The organism is Acinetobacter sp. CAU_H_78 (genome assembly GCF_058599365.1).
Window position 1 is genome coordinate 2,893,058 of sequence record NZ_CM178652.1, and the last position, 18,914, is coordinate 2,911,971.

The window sequence follows — 18,914 nt, forward strand, 5'->3', positions numbered from 1 at the left end:
TACACCAAAACAAAAAAGCCGTCATGAGGATGACGGCTTTTTTAGAGTAAACAATCAGCGAAAGTTAGCCCATACGATAGTTCGGTGCTTCTTTGGTAATGGTTACATCATGCACGTGTGATTCAGACATACCCGCAGATGTAATTTTTACGAATTTCGCATTTTGACGAAGATCATCAATCGTTGCAGAACCGGTATAGCCCATAGAAGAACGCAGACCGCCCATCATCTGATGCACGATATTGCCCATTGGGCCTTTGTACGGTACGCGACCTTCAATACCTTCTGGAACCAGTTTTTCAGCACCAGCTTTAGAGTCCTGGAAATAACGGTCAGCAGAACCAGTCGCACCTGCCATTGCACCCAAAGAACCCATACCACGGTAAGCTTTGTAGTAACGACCCTGGAAGAATTCAACTTCGCCTGGTGCTTCTTCAGTACCGGCCATTAATGAACCCACCATGATGGTACTTGCACCAGCGCCAATCGCTTTGGCCATATCACCAGAGAAACGGATACCACCATCAGCAATTAATGGAATCTGCTCTTTCAATGCACGCGCAACAGAATCAATTGCAGAGATTTGTGGCATACCAATACCAGCCACAATACGAGTTGTACAGATTGAGCCAGGACCGATCCCTACTTTTACTGCGTCCGCACCCGCATCAAGCAATGCAAGCGCAGCATCACCAGTAGCGATGTTACCGCCAATCACTTGAACTTGTGGGTAGTTCTGTTTGACCCAGCGTACACGCTCAATCACACCCGCAGAGTGACCATGTGCAGTGTCCACAACAATCACGTCTACACCAGCATCAACCAGTGCTTCTACACGGCTTGGTGTTTCAGCGCCAGTACCGACTGCTGCACCTACACGTAGACGACCTAAATCATCTTTACAGCTATTTGGATAAAGTTCCGCTTTACGGAAATCAGTCACCGTGATCAAGCCTTTTAATTCGTTGTTTTCGCCGACAACGATCACTTTTTCAATACGGTTTTTTTGCAATAAGGCCTGAATGTTTTCTTTCGATTCACCTTCACGCACAGTCACCAGACGGTCTTGACCAGTCATGATATTGCTGACCGGCTGTTCCAGATTGGTTTCAAAGCGTGTATCACGGCCTGTCACGATACCAACCACTTTACCGTCTTTAACCACGGGTACACCGCTGATGTTATTCGCTTGAGTCACAGCGATCAGTTCACGTACTGTAGTTTCTGGAGTAACTGTGATCGGATCTTTCACCATACCGGCTTCAAATTTTTTCACACGGCGTACTTCTGCGGCCTGGGCAGCAATATCCATGTTCTTGTGCAGAATACCGATACCGCCATTTTGTGCCATCGCAATTGCCATACGTGACTCAGTCACAGTATCCATAGCTGCTGAAACAAGTGGGATATTCAGGTTAATGCCGCGAGTCAGGCGTGTCTTTAGAGAGACATCTTTTGGGAGAACAGTAGAGTAGGCAGGGAGTAATAGGACATCATCGAAGGTTAACGCGTCTTGAACGATGGTCAACATAACAGTCTCACTGGTAATTTCCGTGCGCTATTATAAACAAATTTAGCTCTAAATTTCATTGCAATTGCAAAATTTATTTTGTCTAAATCTGGACTTAGATTTAATCCGAATATCTAAACCTGTAAATTTGACTATTCAATCAACAATTTAAATATGCCAGAGTAGTCATCATATTTATTCGGTTTACAAAATCCCTTACTAATTTTTTCTCTCATAAAAAGCAGAGTCCATACCCTGCTTTTTAAATCTTGAGTTCGGAATTAGCTCACCCGTTCGAAATTATCATCATTTTCGGCTTCATCCGGCTCAATCTGGATGAATGGAATCATATTGTGTGCCATTCGTGCTTTATTGCACTGGGCATCAGCGATCTGAACTTCTTTACAGGATGAGCTACGTAGTTCGTACATGCCACAACTCACCTGTTCGCCAATGCTACCTTCGAGCGCAATACAACGCGGATTTTTTTGATTGGTTCCCACCATGCATGAATAGACGGAAGTGACAGGTTCAGTATAGTGCTCAGGCATGGGAATCCCCTCTGCCCAATAAAATGAAACCCTGAAATAGGCGCAACATGCGCCACAACTTAAACATGCATCTTGTGTAGGAACTTGAGACAACATTTCTTATAAATTCTCGTCATCAAAAACAGTTTTTTGCAGGCGGAAAATATAAAAAATGTTGTTTTTCTACTCAAGAAAAAATTTAAAATTTTCTTGAACTATTCAGGACAAGTAAAAACAGTTTCATCCATTAAATCAGTGCCGCATTCCAGTGTTTCAATCCAGTCCAGGAACTGGTTAATCTGTTCTTTACCCACGAACGGTGTTCCATGTTGCGGCACAATCATGTCTACCTCCATGGTACGTACCATTTGTACCCATAAACGAATCACCTTGTTATTGCACATATAGCGCTGGTGAAATCCCTTCATTTTCGGAATGTGCGCCGCAAAATTTTCCAGTGGTTTTGAAGCATCCTCGACCATTGACGCGCCCATATCACCAGAAAACAGGATCTTGGCAATGGGGTCATAAAACTGGAAATTACCGACTGAATGTAAAAAGTGCGCTGGAATAGCAATAATACTGGATTGACCGAGTGGAATGATCTGACCATGATCCGGCAATTCAACCAGACGATCCAGCCAGTTACCTTTCATACGGTCACTCATAAAGGCTGAATTCAGATGTGGCAAGAAACGCGCCCATAGCTTGGAAGCGACGACTTTGGCTTCAGTATAGACCAGCCAGCGCGGCATGGAGGTAATAATGTCCGGATCCTGATGCGATGCCATCACATAATCCAGATTGCTCAACCGGGTATAGCGGTTCAGTTCCATCGTCAACGGTACATAGGTTAAATCACCACCCGGATCAAGTACTGCAGCACGCTCATTGTCTAAAATCAGAAATTGGTTTGCCTGGACGCCTTCACCTTTAACGAGACTGGTAAAACTAATACATTTATGTGTCCCATTATCAAACAAGACTTGCGATGTGGTGCGCTCGAAGGCCATCAGTAATCCCCAATTTTATTCGTTTAGGATAGTTTTTCTATAGGCATATAACATATAGGGAATTAAATGAACTTACAATCAATAAAACTGGATATATCACTTTATTTATCAGCAAATTGAGCACAATTTATTAATAAAAAATCCCGAGTTTTTAGCTCAGGATTTATACGAAATTGATTTTTATTTTTAAAATAAATAATGTTGTGCCAAGGTGCCCACACCGATGATCAAGAAAATACTGGCGCCAATTTTATGAATCAGACCGATTGGAAGTTTATTCGCCAGTTTGTCACCGATAAATACCGCAGGTGCATTGGCAATCATCATTCCGACGGTAGTACCCATCATCACCCAAAGCACACTGTCAAAACGTGCTGCCAGTGCCACTGTCGCAATCTGGGTTTTATCGCCAATTTCAGCCAGGAAGAACAGCACAAAAGTCGCACCAAACACGCCGTACTTTTGCCATTTATTGATACTGTCGTTTTCATCCCCTAGTTCATCCGGAATCAGCATCCAGATCGCCATCCCAATAAAACCGACTGACACAATCCACAGCAAAATTTCTGGCCCAATAACGGTAGTGACCCATTGCCCCAGGGCTGCTGAAAGACCATGGTTAATCAGGGTTGCCAGTAAAATTGCAATTAAAATCGGTGTTGGTTTACGGAAACGTGCTGCAAGAAGCAAAGCCAGTAACTGGGTTTTATCACCCATTTCGGCAAGTGCAACGATGGCCGTGGAAAGCAGGAATTCGTACATGCGGTCTTTCTCTGGCTGGCATTTTCTACCGATGATTCACCCTTCCCGCCAGCCAAAATCTGCAGAATGGTAAATCAAAGGTCTTGCCAACAAAAGAAAACTTCGAGAAGCTCATTTGGTTCTTTGCTATGATGACCATGCCCTGTTGAGCAAATATGTTGACCATCACCCTTCTGCTTTGCGCAAAAGGCGGCTACTCCCCAATGAAGTGCGCCCATTATAGCCAACCGTGTTTATATTTACAAATTGTCATATAAAAAACCCTGCCGGAGCAGGGTTTTTATTTTCATACATTCATGAATCAGATCAAGAGCGTACGAATATCCTTTAACAGCTTGGTTAGCTTATTGGTAAAGCGTGCAGCATCGGCACCATTAATCACGCGATGGTCATAAGACAGTGACAGTGGCAGCATCAGACGTGGATCAAAGCCCTCCCCATTCCATACCGGTTGCATGGTTGCTGGAGAAATGCCCAGGATCGCCACTTGCGGCCAGTTCACCAACGGTGTAAATGCTGTACCGCCAATTGAACCCAAGCTGGTAATCGTGAAGTTCGCACCTTGCAGATCTTTAGGTGACAATTTCTTATCACGCGCTTTCTGGCTTAACTCACCCAGCTCAATGGCAATCTGCTTGATCGACTTCTGGTCCGGGTTACGTAATACAGGAACAGTCAGACCATCTGGCGTCGCAACCGCAATGCCCATATGGATCTCATTACGTAGCAATACCGATTTACCGTCATCAGACAGGTGACCGGCAAAATCGCGCTCTTCTTTGAGCAGATAAGCCACAGCCTTGATAATGAAAGCCATGATGGTCAGGCCAATACCTTCTTTCTTGAAGTTGCCTTTTAGCTCATTACGCCAAGCTTCCAGCTCAGTGATATCGGCTGCATCAAACTGGGTCACTTGTGGGATGTAGTTATTTAGCGATAACTGCGGAATCGAAACCTGTTGCAGACGCGTCAAGGCTTTCTCTTCTACCCCACCAAAAGCACTGAAATCAGGCAGTTTTGGTAAGCCAGCAGGAGCTGCAGTTGCCGCAGGTGCGGCTGTTGTTTGCGGTGCAGTCAGACGATCTTTCACATACGCAAACAGGTCTTCTTTCATTAGACGCTCATGCGGACCAGAAGCTTTCACTTCTGCCAATACCACACCCAGTTCACGAGCCAGTTTACGCACAGCAGGACCAGCATAAACTTTGGCATTGGCAGCGTTCTGCTCTTTACTAAGCTTGTCTGCACTATGCGTTTCAGGCGTCGCAGCAGCAGTGTCAGCTTTTGGAGCTGCCACTGCTGCAGGCGTAGCTTTAGCTGTAGGTGCTTCTGATTTTTCCGCTGGAGCAGCAGCATGTGATGTCTGTCCCTCAGCTTCAATCGTAATCAGTGCCACGCCTTCAGAAACATTCTGGCCCAGCTCAACATGAATCGCCTTAATCACGCCGGCAGTCGTGCTTGGCACTTCTACTGTCGCTTTATCTGACTCGACCACGATGATACTCTGGTCTTTCTCCACCGTATCACCGACCTGTACCAGAATTTCTGCTACAGCAGCCTTGTCGACACCCAAGTCAGGTACTTTTACTTCAATATCACCTACAGGGGCTGCCGCCTGTTGTGGTGCTGTTTCAGTTTTGGCCTCAGGTGTTGCTTGAGCTTTTGGCTTTTCTTCCGCTTGAGGCGCTGCTTGCTCAGCAGCTTGTGTCGAATCTGCAGTTTTCACTGTTAGAATCAGCACTCCTTCTTTGACTGAATCGCCCTCCTGAATATGAATCGCTTCCACAGTACCTGCAACCGTACTTGGTACTTCAACTGTCGCTTTATCCGATTCAACCACGACTAAGCTTTGATCAACTTCAACTTCATCGCCAACCTGAACCAGAATTTCACCCACCAGGGCTTTTTCTACACCAATATCCGGTAATTTCACTTCTACAGTAGATGCAGAAGCCGATTGAGAGGACTGTTCACTTTGGCTAGAGGCTTTAGACTGATGTGTCGCCACTTCCTGCAGGATTTCTTCATCAGGTAATTCAGTTGGAGTATTTTCCGAAGTTTTGTCAGCAGCATCAGCTTCCTGACTTTCTACCGTACTGGCATCATCTTCAGCCTGCAGTTCAATCAGGACAGTACCTTCAGATACTTCATCACCCTGATTGATCAGGATGCTTTTAACTACACCTGCTGAAGTGCTTGGTACTTCAACAGAGGCTTTATCTGATTCCAGCAGCACAATACTTTCATCTACAGCAATGGTATCACCCACCTTGACCAGGATTTCTGCCACAGTTGCCTTATCTACACCAATATCTGGAGTCGTAATTTGCATGATTAGTTCTCCTCTTTGTAGTCAGCAACTGGATGCAATTCAGGAGTCGCCTGAGGTGCCCAAGCCACCGGACGATCAGTATCTAACTCAAAGCTAGAGATCGCGTCTTTCACTAAACGTGCATCGACTTCGCCTTCATCTGCCAGCTTCTTCAAGGTTGCCACGACAATATGTGCGGCATCGACACCAAAGTAGCTACGCAGGTTGCCACGCGTATCTGAACGACCATAACCATCAGTACCCAAGGCTACGAACGGACGGCTATCTGGAAGATAGGCACGGATCTGTTCGCTATAGGCACGCATGTGATCGGTGGCCGATACTACGATACCGTCCTTGTCACGTAACTGCTGAGATACCCATGGCTCTTTGGCTTCTTCGGCCAGTGGATGCAGGCGGTTATATTCCTCACATGCCATACCATCACGAGCCAGTTCATTAAAGCTGGTCACGCTCCAGACATTGGCATGAATCTGATATTCCTCACGCAGGATTTTCGCGGCCTTGATGACTTCACGCAGAATCACACCTGAACCCATTAACTGAACCGTAGCTTTCTCGTCTTCTTCCAACAGATACATACCACGCTTAATGCCTTCTTCTGCACCTTGCGGCATTGGTGGATGTTCATAATTTTCGTTCATCAGGGTCAGGTAATAGAACACACGTTCCTGATTCACATACATACGTTGCAGACCATCATGCACAATCACGGCAAGCTCATAGCCAAAGCACGGGTCATAAGAGACACAGTTCGGAATGGTATTGGCCAGAATGTGTGAATGACCATCCTGATGCTGCAGGCCCTCACCATTTAAGGTAGTACGGCCAGCGGTTGCGCCCAGCAAGAAGCCTTGCGCCTGTGCATCACCTGCGGCCCAGGCAATATCGCCAATACGCTGGAAGCCGAACATCGAGTAGTACATGTACATCGGAATCATTGGCAGGTTATTGGTTGAATAACTGGTCGCCAAGGCTGCCCATGCGCTCATCGCACCGGCTTCATTAATCCCTTCCTGCAGCATATGTCCGTCTTTGGCTTCACGGTAATGCATCAACTGTTCCTGATCTTCAGGGGTATATTGTTGACCATGCGCTGCATAGATCCCCAATTGACGGAACATCCCTTCCAGACCAAAGGTACGTGCTTCATCCGGAACAATCGGTACTACACGGTCCTTGATTGCTTTCTCTTTTAACAAGGCAGAGATGAGACGGACCATGACCATGGTGGTGGACTGTTCTTTACCGTTTGAACCTTTAAGCACAGCATCAAAAACAGAAAGCTCAGGAATCGGTAAAGATTCGCTTTCTTTGCGACGTGCCGGCAGATAACCACCCAGTGCCTCACGGCGTGCCTTCATATATTTAATTTCAGGCGAGTTTTCACTTGGACGGTAGAATGGAATTTCTTCCAGTTGTTCATCAGTAAATGGCAAGTTGAAACGGTTACGTACGTATTTCAACGATTCCAGCTGCATTTTCTTGATTTGGTGGGTCTTGTTCACCGCTTCAATTTCATCAGACAGACCATAACCTTTTACGGTTTTCGCCAGAATCACCGTTGGCTGACCTTTGGCCTTGGTCGCTTCTGCATAGGCAGCAAAGACTTTGTACGGGTCATGACCACCACGGTTCAGATTATCAATATCTTCATCGCTCAGGTCTTTAACCAAAGCTTCTGCTTCTGGATATTTACCAAAGAAATGTGCACGTGCGTAGGCACCACCTTTCACCTGATAGCGCTGGTAATCACCATCCACTGCTTCTTCCATAATCGCTTTGAGTGCACCAGATTTGTCTTTATCCAGTAGTGGATCCCAATGACGACCCCAGACGACTTTAATGACACGCCAGCCGGCACCACGGAACAATGACTCAAGTTCCTGAATGATCTTGCCATTACCACGTACCGGACCATCCAGACGCTGCAAGTTACAGTTCACCACCCAGATCAGGTTATCCAGCTTCTCACGACCCGCCAGTGAAATCGCGCCCAAGCTTTCCGGCTCATCCATTTCGCCATCGCCCAGATATGCCCAGACTTTACGGTCTTCTTCCTTAATCAAGCCACGGTTCATCAGATACTTTTGAATATGCGCCTGATAGATCGACATGATTGGACCCAGACCCATCGATACCGTCGGGAACTGCCAGTAATCTGGCATCAAGTAAGGATGAGGATAAGAGGGTAAGCCTTTGCCGCCGACTTCACGACGGAAATTATTCAGATGCTCTTCAGTTAAGCGACCTTCTAAAAATGAGCGGGCATAAATCCCCGGTGCACAGTGACCTTGATAGTAAATCAGGTCGCCACCGAAGCTGTCGTTATTGGCACGGAAGAAATGGTTAAAACCCACATCGTATAAAGTGGCAGATGAAGCAAAGCTGGCCAAGTGACCACCTAAGTCATCACCAGTTTTATTTGCGCGAAGCACCATTGCCAAAGCATTCCAGCGAATCAGTGCGCGAATACGGCGCTCCATGTCCTGGTCGCCCGGCATCGCAGGTTGTTCTTCTACAGAAATAGTGTTTAAGTAGGGAGTATTTAAACGCTGAATAGGAACATGTTTGGCAATTGCGCGTTGATAAAGTTTTTCAAGTAAAAAGGCGGCGCGCTCGGTTCCCATGTGCTGCAAAACGGAGTCAAAAGCGTCTTGCCATTCTTGGGTTTCTTGAGCGTCGGTATCTCCATAAAACGCCATAATCTACAGTTCCTGAAAGCCAAATTGATCACTTATATGTATCATATTTACGGCTTATGCAGGTATGGCTCTGACTGAATGCGGTTCTGGAGTACTATTTATTATCTAAATATCCATTGACACTTTATTACACAAAGTAACAAAAAGAAGTCAATAATGGCGATTTTTTATACGACAGTTATAATTCCGGGTGATAATATAATATCTAAAAGCAATTAGACCGAACTCCTTCTCTACTCCCTGGAAGAAATGTTCAGCCTAATTGCCTTAAAAGCGTTTTGATTGATTTTTTATGAGTATCAAGTATCAGACGTATTAAAGTATTTCAGTTATTTTGAGCAAAGCTACGCTTAAGGCAACATTGCTAAATAAGTTGAAGGATTTTTACGTTGACCGTCTTTTACTACTTCATAGTGTAGATGAGGACCTGTACAACGACCTGTACAACCTACATTCGCAATATGATCACCAGCTTGCACCTGATCTCCCACACGTGCAATCAAGCGTGAAGCATGGGCATAACGAGTAAGGTATCCATTACCATGGTTAATTTCGACATACTGACCATAACCTGTACCCCAACCCGATTTGGTTACGATACCAGGACCAGTTGCGTAGATCGGAGTACCGCTTGCAGCAGCCAGATCTAGGCCTGAGTGATTTTCAGCACGACCACCCATGGTACGGCCGCCAAAATTTGAGCTGACACGTTTCATGTCGGGTAATGGATGAGCTACTAACCACGAATAAGGGTTATTTGAAGATGCAACTTTGCTGGATGAAGAATTGCTATATTTTTGAGCAATGGTCTGATTATTCAGTTCAACCGGTTTTTCACGTAGCTGAACATTTAATTTGGTTTGTGCGGGAATATCAATATCTTCAGGATGGGTATAAGAACCCTGCGATAAAGTACGTGTTAACTGCTCAAGACGGTCAGGTGTAGCATCTTGTTGATTCAGATCCACTAAATCTGCAAAAGCTACTGAAGCAGCTGAAACCGAAATAGAAAATGCCAATAGGATACGTCGCATAGGCATATGCATAAAAAACCTCTCTAAACTGCTAATCGAGTTTCTTGAAGATCTCTTCCTTGATATCCACTTTAAGAAGCGCATAAGATTAAGACATAAACATGTAGGAATTATGTATGTCGGAACCTGTCAACGTCTTTCAAAAAACAAGAAAACAGATAAAAACAGGAAACTTTTCGTTTCTCTCATCACAAGTTTCTGCATGGCAGAAGCTTACGAAACTCGTACAACCGCTATTGCCTCAACCCGAACAATGGCAAGTTGCCTGCTATCAAAATGGTGTGTTAACGATTACTGGTGAAAACCAAGCCATGATTTCTCAATTGGCTTATCTTCAAAAGCAATACATCTCACAACTCTCTCAAATAAACGAATTAAAAGATCTCACTAAAATCCAGGTTTGCTTAAGGAATCCATCCCCTGTTCAACCGGTTCCAGAAAAATCTGAAAGAGCCTTGAGTCCAGAAACACAGGAATTACTTCGCGGTGCTGCTGACTTTATAAGCGACCCTAAGCTTAGCCAAGCTTTACTACGTTTGGCAAGCAATAAAAAGTAACATTGCAATGAGATGTAATAAATTCCAATGTTGTTTTTATGTGACAGGTGTCACATTAGATGCAGCTAAGTTATAACACAAAGACACAAAGACAAGGACTTATGTCACAGTTACATAACTAATTGGACATTGAGTTACGTCATCAAATGTTACAATTTCATAGCTGCTTGGGTCACTTTTCACGTTACGCAATAGTTGATTATTCAAAGCATGCCCTGATTTGTAACCATCAAATTTGGCAATGATCTGGTGGCCTAGCAGGTATAAATCACCTACTGCGTCCAGAATCTTGTGACGTACAAACTCATCCGAGAAACGCAAACCTTCTTCATTGACCACGCCGGTTTCATCTACACCGATCGCATTTTCCAAGCTTGCACCCAAAGCCAGATTATTGGCTTTCAAGTAGTCAAGGTCTTTCATAAAGCCAAATGTACGCGCTTCACTGACTTCATAAACAAAGGTTTCTGTAGAAAAATCGATGCTGGCAGACTGATGTTCTTTTTTAAAGGCAGGATGATCAAAATCAATAGTGAAATTTAGTTGAAAGCCGTCATGTGGGCTGAAAATCGCCCGTTTATCATCGATCAGGGCTTCAACAGGTTTAATAATTTTAATAAATTTCTTTGGTGCATCTAGTTCTTGCAAGCCGCCCTGCATGAGCAGATAAATGAAAGGTCCGGCACTACCATCCATAATGGGAACTTCTGAAGCTGACACTTCAATAATCAGGTTATCAATACCCAGCCCCGCAATGGCGCTCATCACATGCTCAATCGTACCCACTTTGGCATTTGACTGAACCAGATTCGAACACATGAAGGCTTCTTGGATCAATAAGGCATCCGCAGGAATATCGACAGGTGGATCCAGATCAATACGACGAAACACAATGCCCCCATCGGCGTGGTGTGGCACAAAGTTAATCATAACCTTCTGCCCACTATGAAGACCGATTCCGCTCGCTTTCACGATACGTTGCAGGGTACGTTGTTTCAACATGCTTTTTATCATCTGTTCACCAATAAAACCGCTATACGTTAGCATATTTGGCCATTGATAAAAAACAAAAGGTGGCTCTAAAGCCACCTTTTCTGTGCAATCATCGTAAACACATGCTGTTACATATTATTTGCGCTGTTGATTTTTAAGATAATCTTGGATGCTCATTGGCGTTGGACGCGGACTAGAAACTGAAGCGGCAGGATTAGCTGCTGCACCTGCTTCATTTTGCTGGCGCTGAATTGCCGGTACATCATCATCTTCAACTACTGCCTGTGATGATGATGGACGTGCTGCCTGTACATTCGCGCGTTTAGTCGGCTCAACCGAATCTGCAGCATGGCGAGTCAAACCAGTCGCAATCACCGTTACACTAATTTCATCACGAGCATCCGGATCAAATACTGTACCGTAGAAGACCTGACCTTCGTCCAGATCCACGATCTGGTTTACAACATCAGTAATTTCTTCAATTTCACCGAAGGTTACGTCATCACCGCCAGTCACGTTAATCAGAATACCTTTAGCATTCATGATGGTGACGTTATCCAATAATGGGCTGCGAATCGCCTGCTCTGCTGCCTGACGTGCACGGTTTTCACCACGACCCAAGCCTACACCCATCATGGCATAACCACGCGTACTCATTGCAGTTTTCAGATCGGCGAAGTCAAGGTTAATGTGACCAGGACGTACCACCAGATCAAAGATACTACGTACTGCATTCAACAGTACATCATCCGCTTTTTTATACGCATCCTTCATTGAAATATCACGGAAGACTTTCAATAGACGCTGGTTTGGAATGATGATCAGAGAATCTACGTGCTGTTCTAGCGCTTCAATCCCCTTCTCGGCAGATTGCAAACGGCGTTTACCTTCAAAGTTGAATGGCGTAGTCACGACACCAACAGTCAGGATACCCATTTCTTTGGCAATTTCAGCAACGACTGGCGCAGCACCGGTACCTGTACCGCCACCCATACCGGCAGTAACGAATACCATATCGGTACCTTCAAGCTGCTGGCGGATCAGTTCACGGCTTTCTTCTGCTGCCGCTTGACCGACCTGTGGATTTGCTCCAGCACCCAGACCACGTGTACTTTGCTCGCCCAGCTGAATTTTAAATTCGGCTTCCATGCGATCCAGTGCCTGTTTGTCTGTATTGGCACAGACGAACTTTACGCCCTGGATATCGGACTGCAACATATGCTGTACAGCATTACCACCCGCACCACCTACACCAAATACAGTGAAACGGGCTTGACCATTGCTATCGCTATGATCTTCTTCGAAAAATTCAAATGAGGCCATGACCTATAAAATTCCTAATTCATAATTGGCAGTCACTAAGCCCGTATACTGCCTTAATCTTGATAAAAATTGTTTTTAAGAATGCTGCTCAAGCAGGCACTTGTCAAGTACAAGCCCGATTAACTACAACTTCCCAACAATATTCACAATAAAAATCGCTTAAAAGATCGCTTTTAACGTTTCGTTAAAACCTGACCATGCCCGTTTAATGCGCTGTGTTACTGATAATTTGTCCCCGTCTTCGGTTTCAACGAGGGTTTCCTGGGTATCACTCTGACTAAACATCAGCAAACCAGCCACTGTTGCGTATTGGGAACGACGTAAAGCCGCCTGGTGCTGTTCATCCGCATAGACCTGTACCGGCGGATTGCCCAGATGTGCAGACACACCCAAGGTACGGCGTACAAAGCTGACCATACCTTCAATCTGACTGGCATCACCAGTCAGCACCACACCATGATACAGTCCCTGCATTGCGCCATGGTTCACCAGTTCATCACGCACCAGCCCCATGATTTCTTCATAACGCGCCATGATAATTTCAGTCAGTTCAATCCGGCTGATGGTTTGTGGTCCATCAATGCCCTGGAACTGAATCATATGCTCTGGTTTAACCACTTTCAGGTCAACACAACCATAGAGCAATTTCAGACGTTCTGCTTCTTCTGTCGTAGTCTGTAAAACTGCTGCGATATCACGGGTCACATGTTCACCGCCACGCTGAATGGTATGGGTTAATGCCAAACGGCCATCCAGATAAACAGCGACATTGGTGGTTCCCGCACCGATATCCACCAGACACACGCCATATTCTTTTTCATCTTTGAGCAGGCTGGCTTCAGCGGTAGCCAGACAGGACACCACCATTTTCTCCACACCGATATTGGCCCCTTTTAAAGCGCGGTCAATATTCTGCATGGTGCTGATCGGTAACATCATCAAGTGATAATGCCCGGTCATGCTATGTGCCGACATACGGATCGGGTTGAGTACCCATTCCGGTGCATCATCCAGCTCGAAGCCCAAAGGTACCGCACTCACCAGATAATGATCTGAGGTGACATGACTGGCTTTGGCCAGCTCAAGTGCCCGCACCACTTCACTGGTCGTAATTGAATGTTCACTATTATCAATGGTGGTACGACCCGAGGCATAAAAGCTTTTTAGTTCAGCACTTGGGATCGAAATCCACGCAGAATGCACACGACATTCAGCCATATCTTCCGCTTCTTGTACGGCGTTTTTAATGGCGGTAATGACTTTATCGAGACTGACAATTTTTCCTTTATTCATGCCTCGGTTACGAGCGGTCGCCATCCCAATCACTTGGATATTGTCTGGCGCGTGTACCTTACCAATCAAAACTGAAACTTTGTGTGTCCCAATGTCAATCGCCACAACCGAGGGAACAGCTTCACTCATTATTAACTACTACCATTACGTGTTTGTTAGATTTATGGCTTTATAAGGCCTCTAGTTTTTAAAGCCGGTCATTATGGCTTTACTGTTACATTATTCTCAACGCCCGTGTCATTAATGGTTACAATAAATTGACCATTTACAATTTTAGGCGGAATTGAATTTTTCCATTGAATCGCCAATCCATTGCGATAACGCAGGTCGATCGCTGAAATTTTCGACCATACCGGTTTTAGTTCGCTATAGGACAGATGACTCAAACGTTGCAACTTGCTCATGGTCTGGTCTTTATCGACAATTACACGCAAACCTGAATCAAACTGCATAAACCATGTCATTCGTTCAGTTAAATATAATTCTTTTAAACGAATACCTTGTGGTAAAAATAACTGATTGATTTCATTATAACGTCGCATCATGGTATTTGCATGAGTAGAGGGTCCATGCAGCAACGGTAAAGCTGAATAATCTTTAGGACTGACTTCAGTGAAAATAATGCCGCTATCACTTAGCAGTCGTCCTGTACCCCATCGGGCAATAGCATGATGCGGCATTACCCGGACATGAATCTTGTCTGGCCAGGCACGAGATACAACCACACGGTCCACCCAAGACAGTTCCAGTGCGCGGTCACGAATTGATTCCAGGTCCGAAGTAAAATAGTTTTCAGTCACAATCGGTGAAACGTACTGCATGACCTGGCGCTCTTCAGCTGCTGAACGCGTTCCTGCCACTTTCAGCTCTGCTACCTGAGCATCAGTCATCACCTTGTATAGGCCAAAAATCCCAAAAGCCAGCACCACCAGCGCGACACACAACAAGACCCAACCACCCAGGTTGGTCAGTTTTTCTTTGCGTGTCGGCGGCTTGTCGTGAATTGAGGTAATCGCAGCACGTTTACGGCGCATGGTTGCTGGGAGTTGAGCCATAACTTAGTGTGCCGCACCGTTTAATGTTTGTTCCAGAATCGCTACACAGAGCGCGTCAAAACTATAGCCAACGGCTGCAGCCGCTTTTGGTACCAGAGAATGACTGGTCATACCTGGAACTGTATTCACTTCCAGCAACCAGAAATTACCCTGTTCATCCTGCATTGCATCAATACGACCCCAGCCACTTGCACCCACTGCCTGGAAAGCACGTAGAGCCAAAGCTTGCAATTCTTTCTCTTCAGACTCGCTCAAGCCACATGGAATGCCATACTCCACATCATTACGTTGATATTTAGCTTCGTAGTCATAGAAAGCCACATCTTCTGGCGGTTGCAGGCGAATAACGGGTAAAGCCTGACCATTCAGAATCACAATGGTAAATTCACGGCCTGTGATCCATTTCTCTGCCATAACAACGGCATCATGTTCAGTCGCTTTGGCAATCGCATCGGCAAAGTCTTCTACTTTTTCAACTTTACTCATGCCAATACTCGAACCTTCATGTACAGGCTTAATGATCAGCGGCAAATCTAAAGCAGATACAATTTCTTGCGCATTCGAGTTCTTGGTCACGATACGGTATGGCGCAGTAGGTAATTCTGAACCCTGCCAAACCTGTTTGGTTTTGACTTTATCCATACCAATGGCAGAACCCTGTACGCCTGTACCGGTATATGGAATATTCAACCATTCCAGCGCACCCTGAATCTGGCCGTCTTCACCGCCACGACCATGCAATACCACAAACGCACGATCATAATTTACTAGCTCGGTAACACTACGCTCTTGTGGATCAAACGCTTCTGCATTGACCCCAGAACGCACTAATGCCTCAAGTACGGCGGTTCCACTATCTAGCGAAACCTCACGCTCTGCAGATTTACCACCCAGCAATACGGCAACTTTTCCGAATTTTGAAGCATTTGACACGTTTATATCCTTAAACTTTTTGAATCTGTTCAATCAGTCATAACATGACTATTTTACTTTACATATAAATGATTTTGAGCAAGTTCGATTGAGATTGCTCCAACATTACCTGCGCCTTGGGTTAATAACAAGTCATTTGCTTGCAATACCTTTTTCATCACCTGGCTCAGGTTCCCCTCGACCGGATCAATTAGGATTGGTTCAACTTCCCCACGTAAACGGATACTACGTGCCAATGCGCGGCTATCTGCACCTACAATTGGCTTTTCCCCTGCCGGATACACTTCAAGTAAAAGCAGTTGATCGACTTGCGACAGCACTTCTACGAAGTCATCAAAACAGTCACGGGTACGGCTAAAACGGTGCGGCTGGAACATCATCACCAGACGGCGATCTGGATGGCTGGCACGAGCTGCTTTAATAGTGGCTTCTACTTCTTTTGGATGGTGACCATAGTCATCGACCAGTTTCACATCGCCGCCTTCAAGCTCGAATTGACCTTGTACCTGGAAACGGCGACCTACACCACTAAAGCCTTCCAGTGCACGGCAAATGGCTGCATCAGATACGCCTTCATCCGTTGCAATCCCAATCGCAGCCAGGGCGTTGAGCACATTGTGCAGACCCGGCTGATTCACAGTCACGCGTAGCGGCTCACGATCTTTACGTAATACGGTAAAGTGACTGCGCATACCTTCCTGTACAACATCGACAGCACGAATGTCATTGTCTTCATTAAAACCATAAGTCAGTAATGGGCGACCAATACGAGGCATGATTTCACGGATATTGGCATCGTCACCACACACAACCGCCAAACCATAGAATGGCAGTTTTTGCAGGAACTGGATAAAGGTATCTTTTAAAACATCGAAGCTACCGCCATAAGTATCCATATGGTCAGCATCAATATTGGTCACCACGGCAGCCATTGGTTCTAGATACAGGAATGATGCATCTGATTCATCGGCTTCTGCCACGATATAACGACTTGCACCCAAAGCGGCATTCACACCAGTACGGTTCAGCAAACCGCCGATCACATAAGTTGGATCCAGATTTTCTTCTGCCAGCATACAGGTAATCAGACTGGTGGTCGTGGTTTTACCGTGAGTACCTGCAACCGCGATCCCGTGACGGTAACGCATCAGCTCACCCAGCATTTCTGCACGGCGGACCACAGGTGTACGGGTTTCAAGGGCTGCCTTGATTTCCGGGTTTTCCTTATCAATCGCGGTAGATACCACGATGACATTGGCACCTTTGATGTTGCTGGCTGCATGGCCGATATAGACCTTAATGCCATTTTCTTCTAATTGAGCCGTGGTTTTTGAGGCTTTGATGTCTGAACCAGAAACTTTATACCCCTGGTTTTTCAGCACTTCTGCAATCCCGCACATCCCTGCACCACCAATCCCTACAAAGTGGATATGCTTGATCCGGCGCATTTCCGGGACTTTAATTAATTTCTTTGCTTGGTCTGCTGGGGTTACTGGAGACATAATTTACTCGGATTACAATTCTTGAATTAAACGGACCACATGCTGGGTCGCATCGGGTTGAGCCTGACGGCGTGCTTTTACCGCCATTTCCATCAGTACCTGACGGTCAAGCATCGGCTCTAATAAGGTTTTTAAACTGTCTGGCGTCAAAGTAGCCTGCGGGCAGATTTTGGCTGCCTGCTGATTGGCCAGGAATTTGGCATTCGCAGTTTGGTGGTCATCAACTGCACTTGGTAGCGGTACAAAAATCGCGGCTACACCGGCAGTTGCAATTTCAGTAACCGTCAGTGCACCGGCACGGCAAATGACCAGATCGGCATCGCTATAAGCTTGAGCCATATTTTCAATGAAAGGCTGAACTTCAACCTGCAAAGAGGCTGGTTTGTCTGCATAACGTGCGCGCGTTGCTTCAGCATGATTTTGACCACACTGGTGATAAACATTTAACGGCACATTCAACTGTTTCAAGGCTTCCGGCACACGTTCATTTAAGGCTTGTGCCCCAAGTGAACCACCAACTATCAGAATTCGTAACGGCTGGCCAGCTTTTTTCCGCTCCTGATAACGCCAGGACGGATTTAAAATTTCTGTAATTTCTTTACGTACCGGATTACCGGTGGTCACCACTTTATCTTGTGCTGGGAAAGTATTAGGAAAAGCCTGACATACCGTTTTAGCGACCCGTGACAATTGGGTATTGGTAAAACCCGCAACTGCATTCTGTTCGTGAATAATCACAGGAATACCCAGGATCCGTGCTGCCAGACCACCCGGCCCTGCCACATAACCGCCAAAGCCTGCAACAGCTTCGACTTTGAGCTGTTTCATATGCTTCATGGCACTAAGAGTAGCTTTTAAAATTTTAAAGGGTGCCAAGGCTTTACGCACAAAACCATTGCCACGCACACCTTGAATATCGATTTGATAAATTGGAATATTATGGTTTTTTAATAATCGGTTTTCCATGCCTGCTGGCGTTGCCAACCAAGACACTTCAATTCCTTGTTGTTGTAAATCTTTTGCAACGGCTAACGCTGGAAACACATGTCCACCCGTACCTGCGGCCATCATCATGACATGTTTAGGCTGTTTTTGCTGAGCGTCGGTCACGGTCTAATTCTTCAATTTAAAAAATGAAACAGGAGGTCTAATTTAAGTCATCAATTGTAATCACAAACGCTTAGCCTTGAAAGTTTATTTACCTTATTTCAACAAGCGTTTCATTGTTTTTTTCATACTAATTTGAAGTTTAAACTAGTTTTATTATAAGGTCTGCATTTTTCCTTAGACTTAAGTGAAATATAAGCATAATTTTTGAATATTTTTCATTTAATCTTTTTATACCTACTTGCTAAATCTATACATTTTTCAC

General features: G+C 45.3%; 15 protein-coding genes and 1 riboswitch. Of the genes, 1 reads left to right on the forward strand and 14 read right to left on the reverse strand.

Going from position 1 to position 18,914, the window contains the following annotated elements:
• Positions 1-64: 64 nt before the first annotated feature.
• The 7 genes from guaB to AC4MCD_RS13740 form a co-directional block, all read right to left on the reverse strand.
• On the reverse strand, positions 65-1,531 hold the full coding sequence (gene guaB, locus AC4MCD_RS13710) for an IMP dehydrogenase (RefSeq protein WP_034170242.1): 1,467 nt from the start codon (positions 1,529-1,531) through the stop codon (positions 65-67).
• 260 nt (positions 1,532-1,791) lie between these two features.
• Entirely contained in the window at positions 1,792-2,157 is a 366-nt protein-coding gene (locus tag AC4MCD_RS13715) for a YkgJ family cysteine cluster protein (protein WP_180034015.1), read from the reverse strand.
• Positions 2,158-2,255: 98 nt separating this feature from the next.
• The gene (locus AC4MCD_RS13720) at positions 2,256-3,053 is read right to left on the reverse strand and encodes an oxygen-binding di-iron domain-containing protein (RefSeq protein WP_419374870.1); all 798 of its coding nucleotides are present in this window, start codon (positions 3,051-3,053) and stop codon (positions 2,256-2,258) included.
• A 186-nt stretch (positions 3,054-3,239) separates the two neighbouring features.
• Positions 3,240-3,815: a TMEM165/GDT1 family protein gene (locus AC4MCD_RS13725; protein WP_159123792.1), complete on the reverse strand. Its 576-nt coding sequence runs from the start codon at positions 3,813-3,815 to the stop codon at positions 3,240-3,242.
• 72 nt (positions 3,816-3,887) lie between these two features.
• A riboswitch (yybP-ykoY riboswitch) is annotated at positions 3,888-4,029 on the reverse strand.
• Positions 4,030-4,116: 87 nt separating this feature from the next.
• Entirely contained in the window at positions 4,117-6,147 is a 2,031-nt protein-coding gene (locus AC4MCD_RS13730) for a 2-oxo acid dehydrogenase subunit E2 (protein ID WP_419374871.1), read from the reverse strand.
• Between the two features lie 2 nt (positions 6,148-6,149).
• Complete coding sequence (gene aceE, locus AC4MCD_RS13735; protein ID WP_125279167.1) at positions 6,150-8,852, reverse strand: pyruvate dehydrogenase (acetyl-transferring), homodimeric type; 2,703 nt, start codon at positions 8,850-8,852, stop codon at positions 6,150-6,152.
• A 350-nt stretch (positions 8,853-9,202) separates the two neighbouring features.
• A complete protein-coding gene (locus AC4MCD_RS13740; protein WP_419365471.1) occupies positions 9,203-9,892 on the reverse strand; it encodes a M23 family metallopeptidase in 690 nt (229 codons plus the stop codon).
• 110 nt (positions 9,893-10,002) lie between these two features.
• On the opposite strand from AC4MCD_RS13740, the gene AC4MCD_RS13745 reads away from it, so the two are divergent.
• Positions 10,003-10,443 carry a DciA family protein gene (locus AC4MCD_RS13745; RefSeq protein ID WP_004781492.1) on the forward strand — a complete coding sequence of 147 codons (441 nt, stop codon included), beginning with the start codon at positions 10,003-10,005 and terminating at the stop codon, positions 10,441-10,443.
• A 99-nt stretch (positions 10,444-10,542) separates the two neighbouring features.
• On the opposite strand, the gene lpxC is transcribed toward AC4MCD_RS13745, so the two are convergent.
• The 7 genes from lpxC to murG all read right to left on the reverse strand — a co-directional run bounded on the left by lpxC (position 10,543) and on the right by murG (position 18,652).
• On the reverse strand, positions 10,543-11,445 hold the full coding sequence (gene lpxC / locus AC4MCD_RS13750; protein WP_034170289.1) for a UDP-3-O-acyl-N-acetylglucosamine deacetylase: 903 nt from the start codon (positions 11,443-11,445) through the stop codon (positions 10,543-10,545).
• Positions 11,446-11,571: 126 nt separating this feature from the next.
• Entirely contained in the window at positions 11,572-12,759 is a 1,188-nt protein-coding gene (ftsZ, locus tag AC4MCD_RS13755; protein ID WP_125279164.1) for a cell division protein FtsZ, read from the reverse strand.
• Between the two features lie 159 nt (positions 12,760-12,918).
• Positions 12,919-14,181: a cell division protein FtsA gene (gene ftsA, locus AC4MCD_RS13760; protein ID WP_034170249.1), complete on the reverse strand. Its 1,263-nt coding sequence runs from the start codon at positions 14,179-14,181 to the stop codon at positions 12,919-12,921.
• Between the two features lie 71 nt (positions 14,182-14,252).
• Positions 14,253-15,107 carry a cell division protein FtsQ/DivIB gene (locus tag AC4MCD_RS13765; protein ID WP_491876286.1) on the reverse strand — a complete coding sequence of 285 codons (855 nt, stop codon included), beginning with the start codon at positions 15,105-15,107 and terminating at the stop codon, positions 14,253-14,255.
• A 3-nt stretch (positions 15,108-15,110) separates the two neighbouring features.
• Complete coding sequence (locus tag AC4MCD_RS13770) at positions 15,111-16,040, reverse strand: D-alanine--D-alanine ligase (RefSeq protein WP_179991918.1); 930 nt, start codon at positions 16,038-16,040, stop codon at positions 15,111-15,113.
• 53 nt (positions 16,041-16,093) lie between these two features.
• Entirely contained in the window at positions 16,094-17,542 is a 1,449-nt protein-coding gene (gene murC / locus AC4MCD_RS13775; RefSeq protein ID WP_005232692.1) for a UDP-N-acetylmuramate--L-alanine ligase, read from the reverse strand.
• A 12-nt stretch (positions 17,543-17,554) separates the two neighbouring features.
• On the reverse strand, positions 17,555-18,652 hold the full coding sequence (gene murG / locus AC4MCD_RS13780; RefSeq protein WP_419374872.1) for an undecaprenyldiphospho-muramoylpentapeptide beta-N-acetylglucosaminyltransferase: 1,098 nt from the start codon (positions 18,650-18,652) through the stop codon (positions 17,555-17,557).
• Positions 18,653-18,914 lie beyond the last annotated feature (262 nt).

Bases quoted from the DNA above. Each gene is read 5' to 3' on its own strand.
- guaB (WP_034170242.1), bottom strand. From the start codon at position 1,531: ATGTTGACCATCGTTCAAGACGCGTTAACCTTCGATGATGTCCTATTA.
- AC4MCD_RS13715 (WP_180034015.1), bottom strand. From the start codon at position 2,157: ATGTTGTCTCAAGTTCCTACACAAGATGCATGTTTAAGTTGTGGCGCA.
- AC4MCD_RS13720 (WP_419374870.1), bottom strand. From the start codon at position 3,053: ATGGCCTTCGAGCGCACCACATCGCAAGTCTTGTTTGATAATGGGACA.
- AC4MCD_RS13725 (WP_159123792.1), bottom strand. From the start codon at position 3,815: ATGTACGAATTCCTGCTTTCCACGGCCATCGTTGCACTTGCCGAAATG.
- AC4MCD_RS13730 (WP_419374871.1), bottom strand. From the start codon at position 6,147: ATGCAAATTACGACTCCAGATATTGGTGTAGATAAGGCAACTGTGGCA.
- aceE (WP_125279167.1), bottom strand. From the start codon at position 8,852: ATGGCGTTTTATGGAGATACCGACGCTCAAGAAACCCAAGAATGGCAA.
- AC4MCD_RS13740 (WP_419365471.1), bottom strand. From the start codon at position 9,892: ATGCCTATGCGACGTATCCTATTGGCATTTTCTATTTCGGTTTCAGCT.
- AC4MCD_RS13745 (WP_004781492.1), top strand. From the start codon at position 10,003: ATGTCGGAACCTGTCAACGTCTTTCAAAAAACAAGAAAACAGATAAAA.
- lpxC (WP_034170289.1), bottom strand. From the start codon at position 11,445: ATGTTGAAACAACGTACCCTGCAACGTATCGTGAAAGCGAGCGGAATC.
- ftsZ (WP_125279164.1), bottom strand. From the start codon at position 12,759: ATGGCCTCATTTGAATTTTTCGAAGAAGATCATAGCGATAGCAATGGT.
- ftsA (WP_034170249.1), bottom strand. From the start codon at position 14,181: ATGAGTGAAGCTGTTCCCTCGGTTGTGGCGATTGACATTGGGACACAC.
- AC4MCD_RS13765 (WP_491876286.1), bottom strand. From the start codon at position 15,107: ATGGCTCAACTCCCAGCAACCATGCGCCGTAAACGTGCTGCGATTACC.
- murC (WP_005232692.1), bottom strand. From the start codon at position 17,542: ATGTCTCCAGTAACCCCAGCAGACCAAGCAAAGAAATTAATTAAAGTC.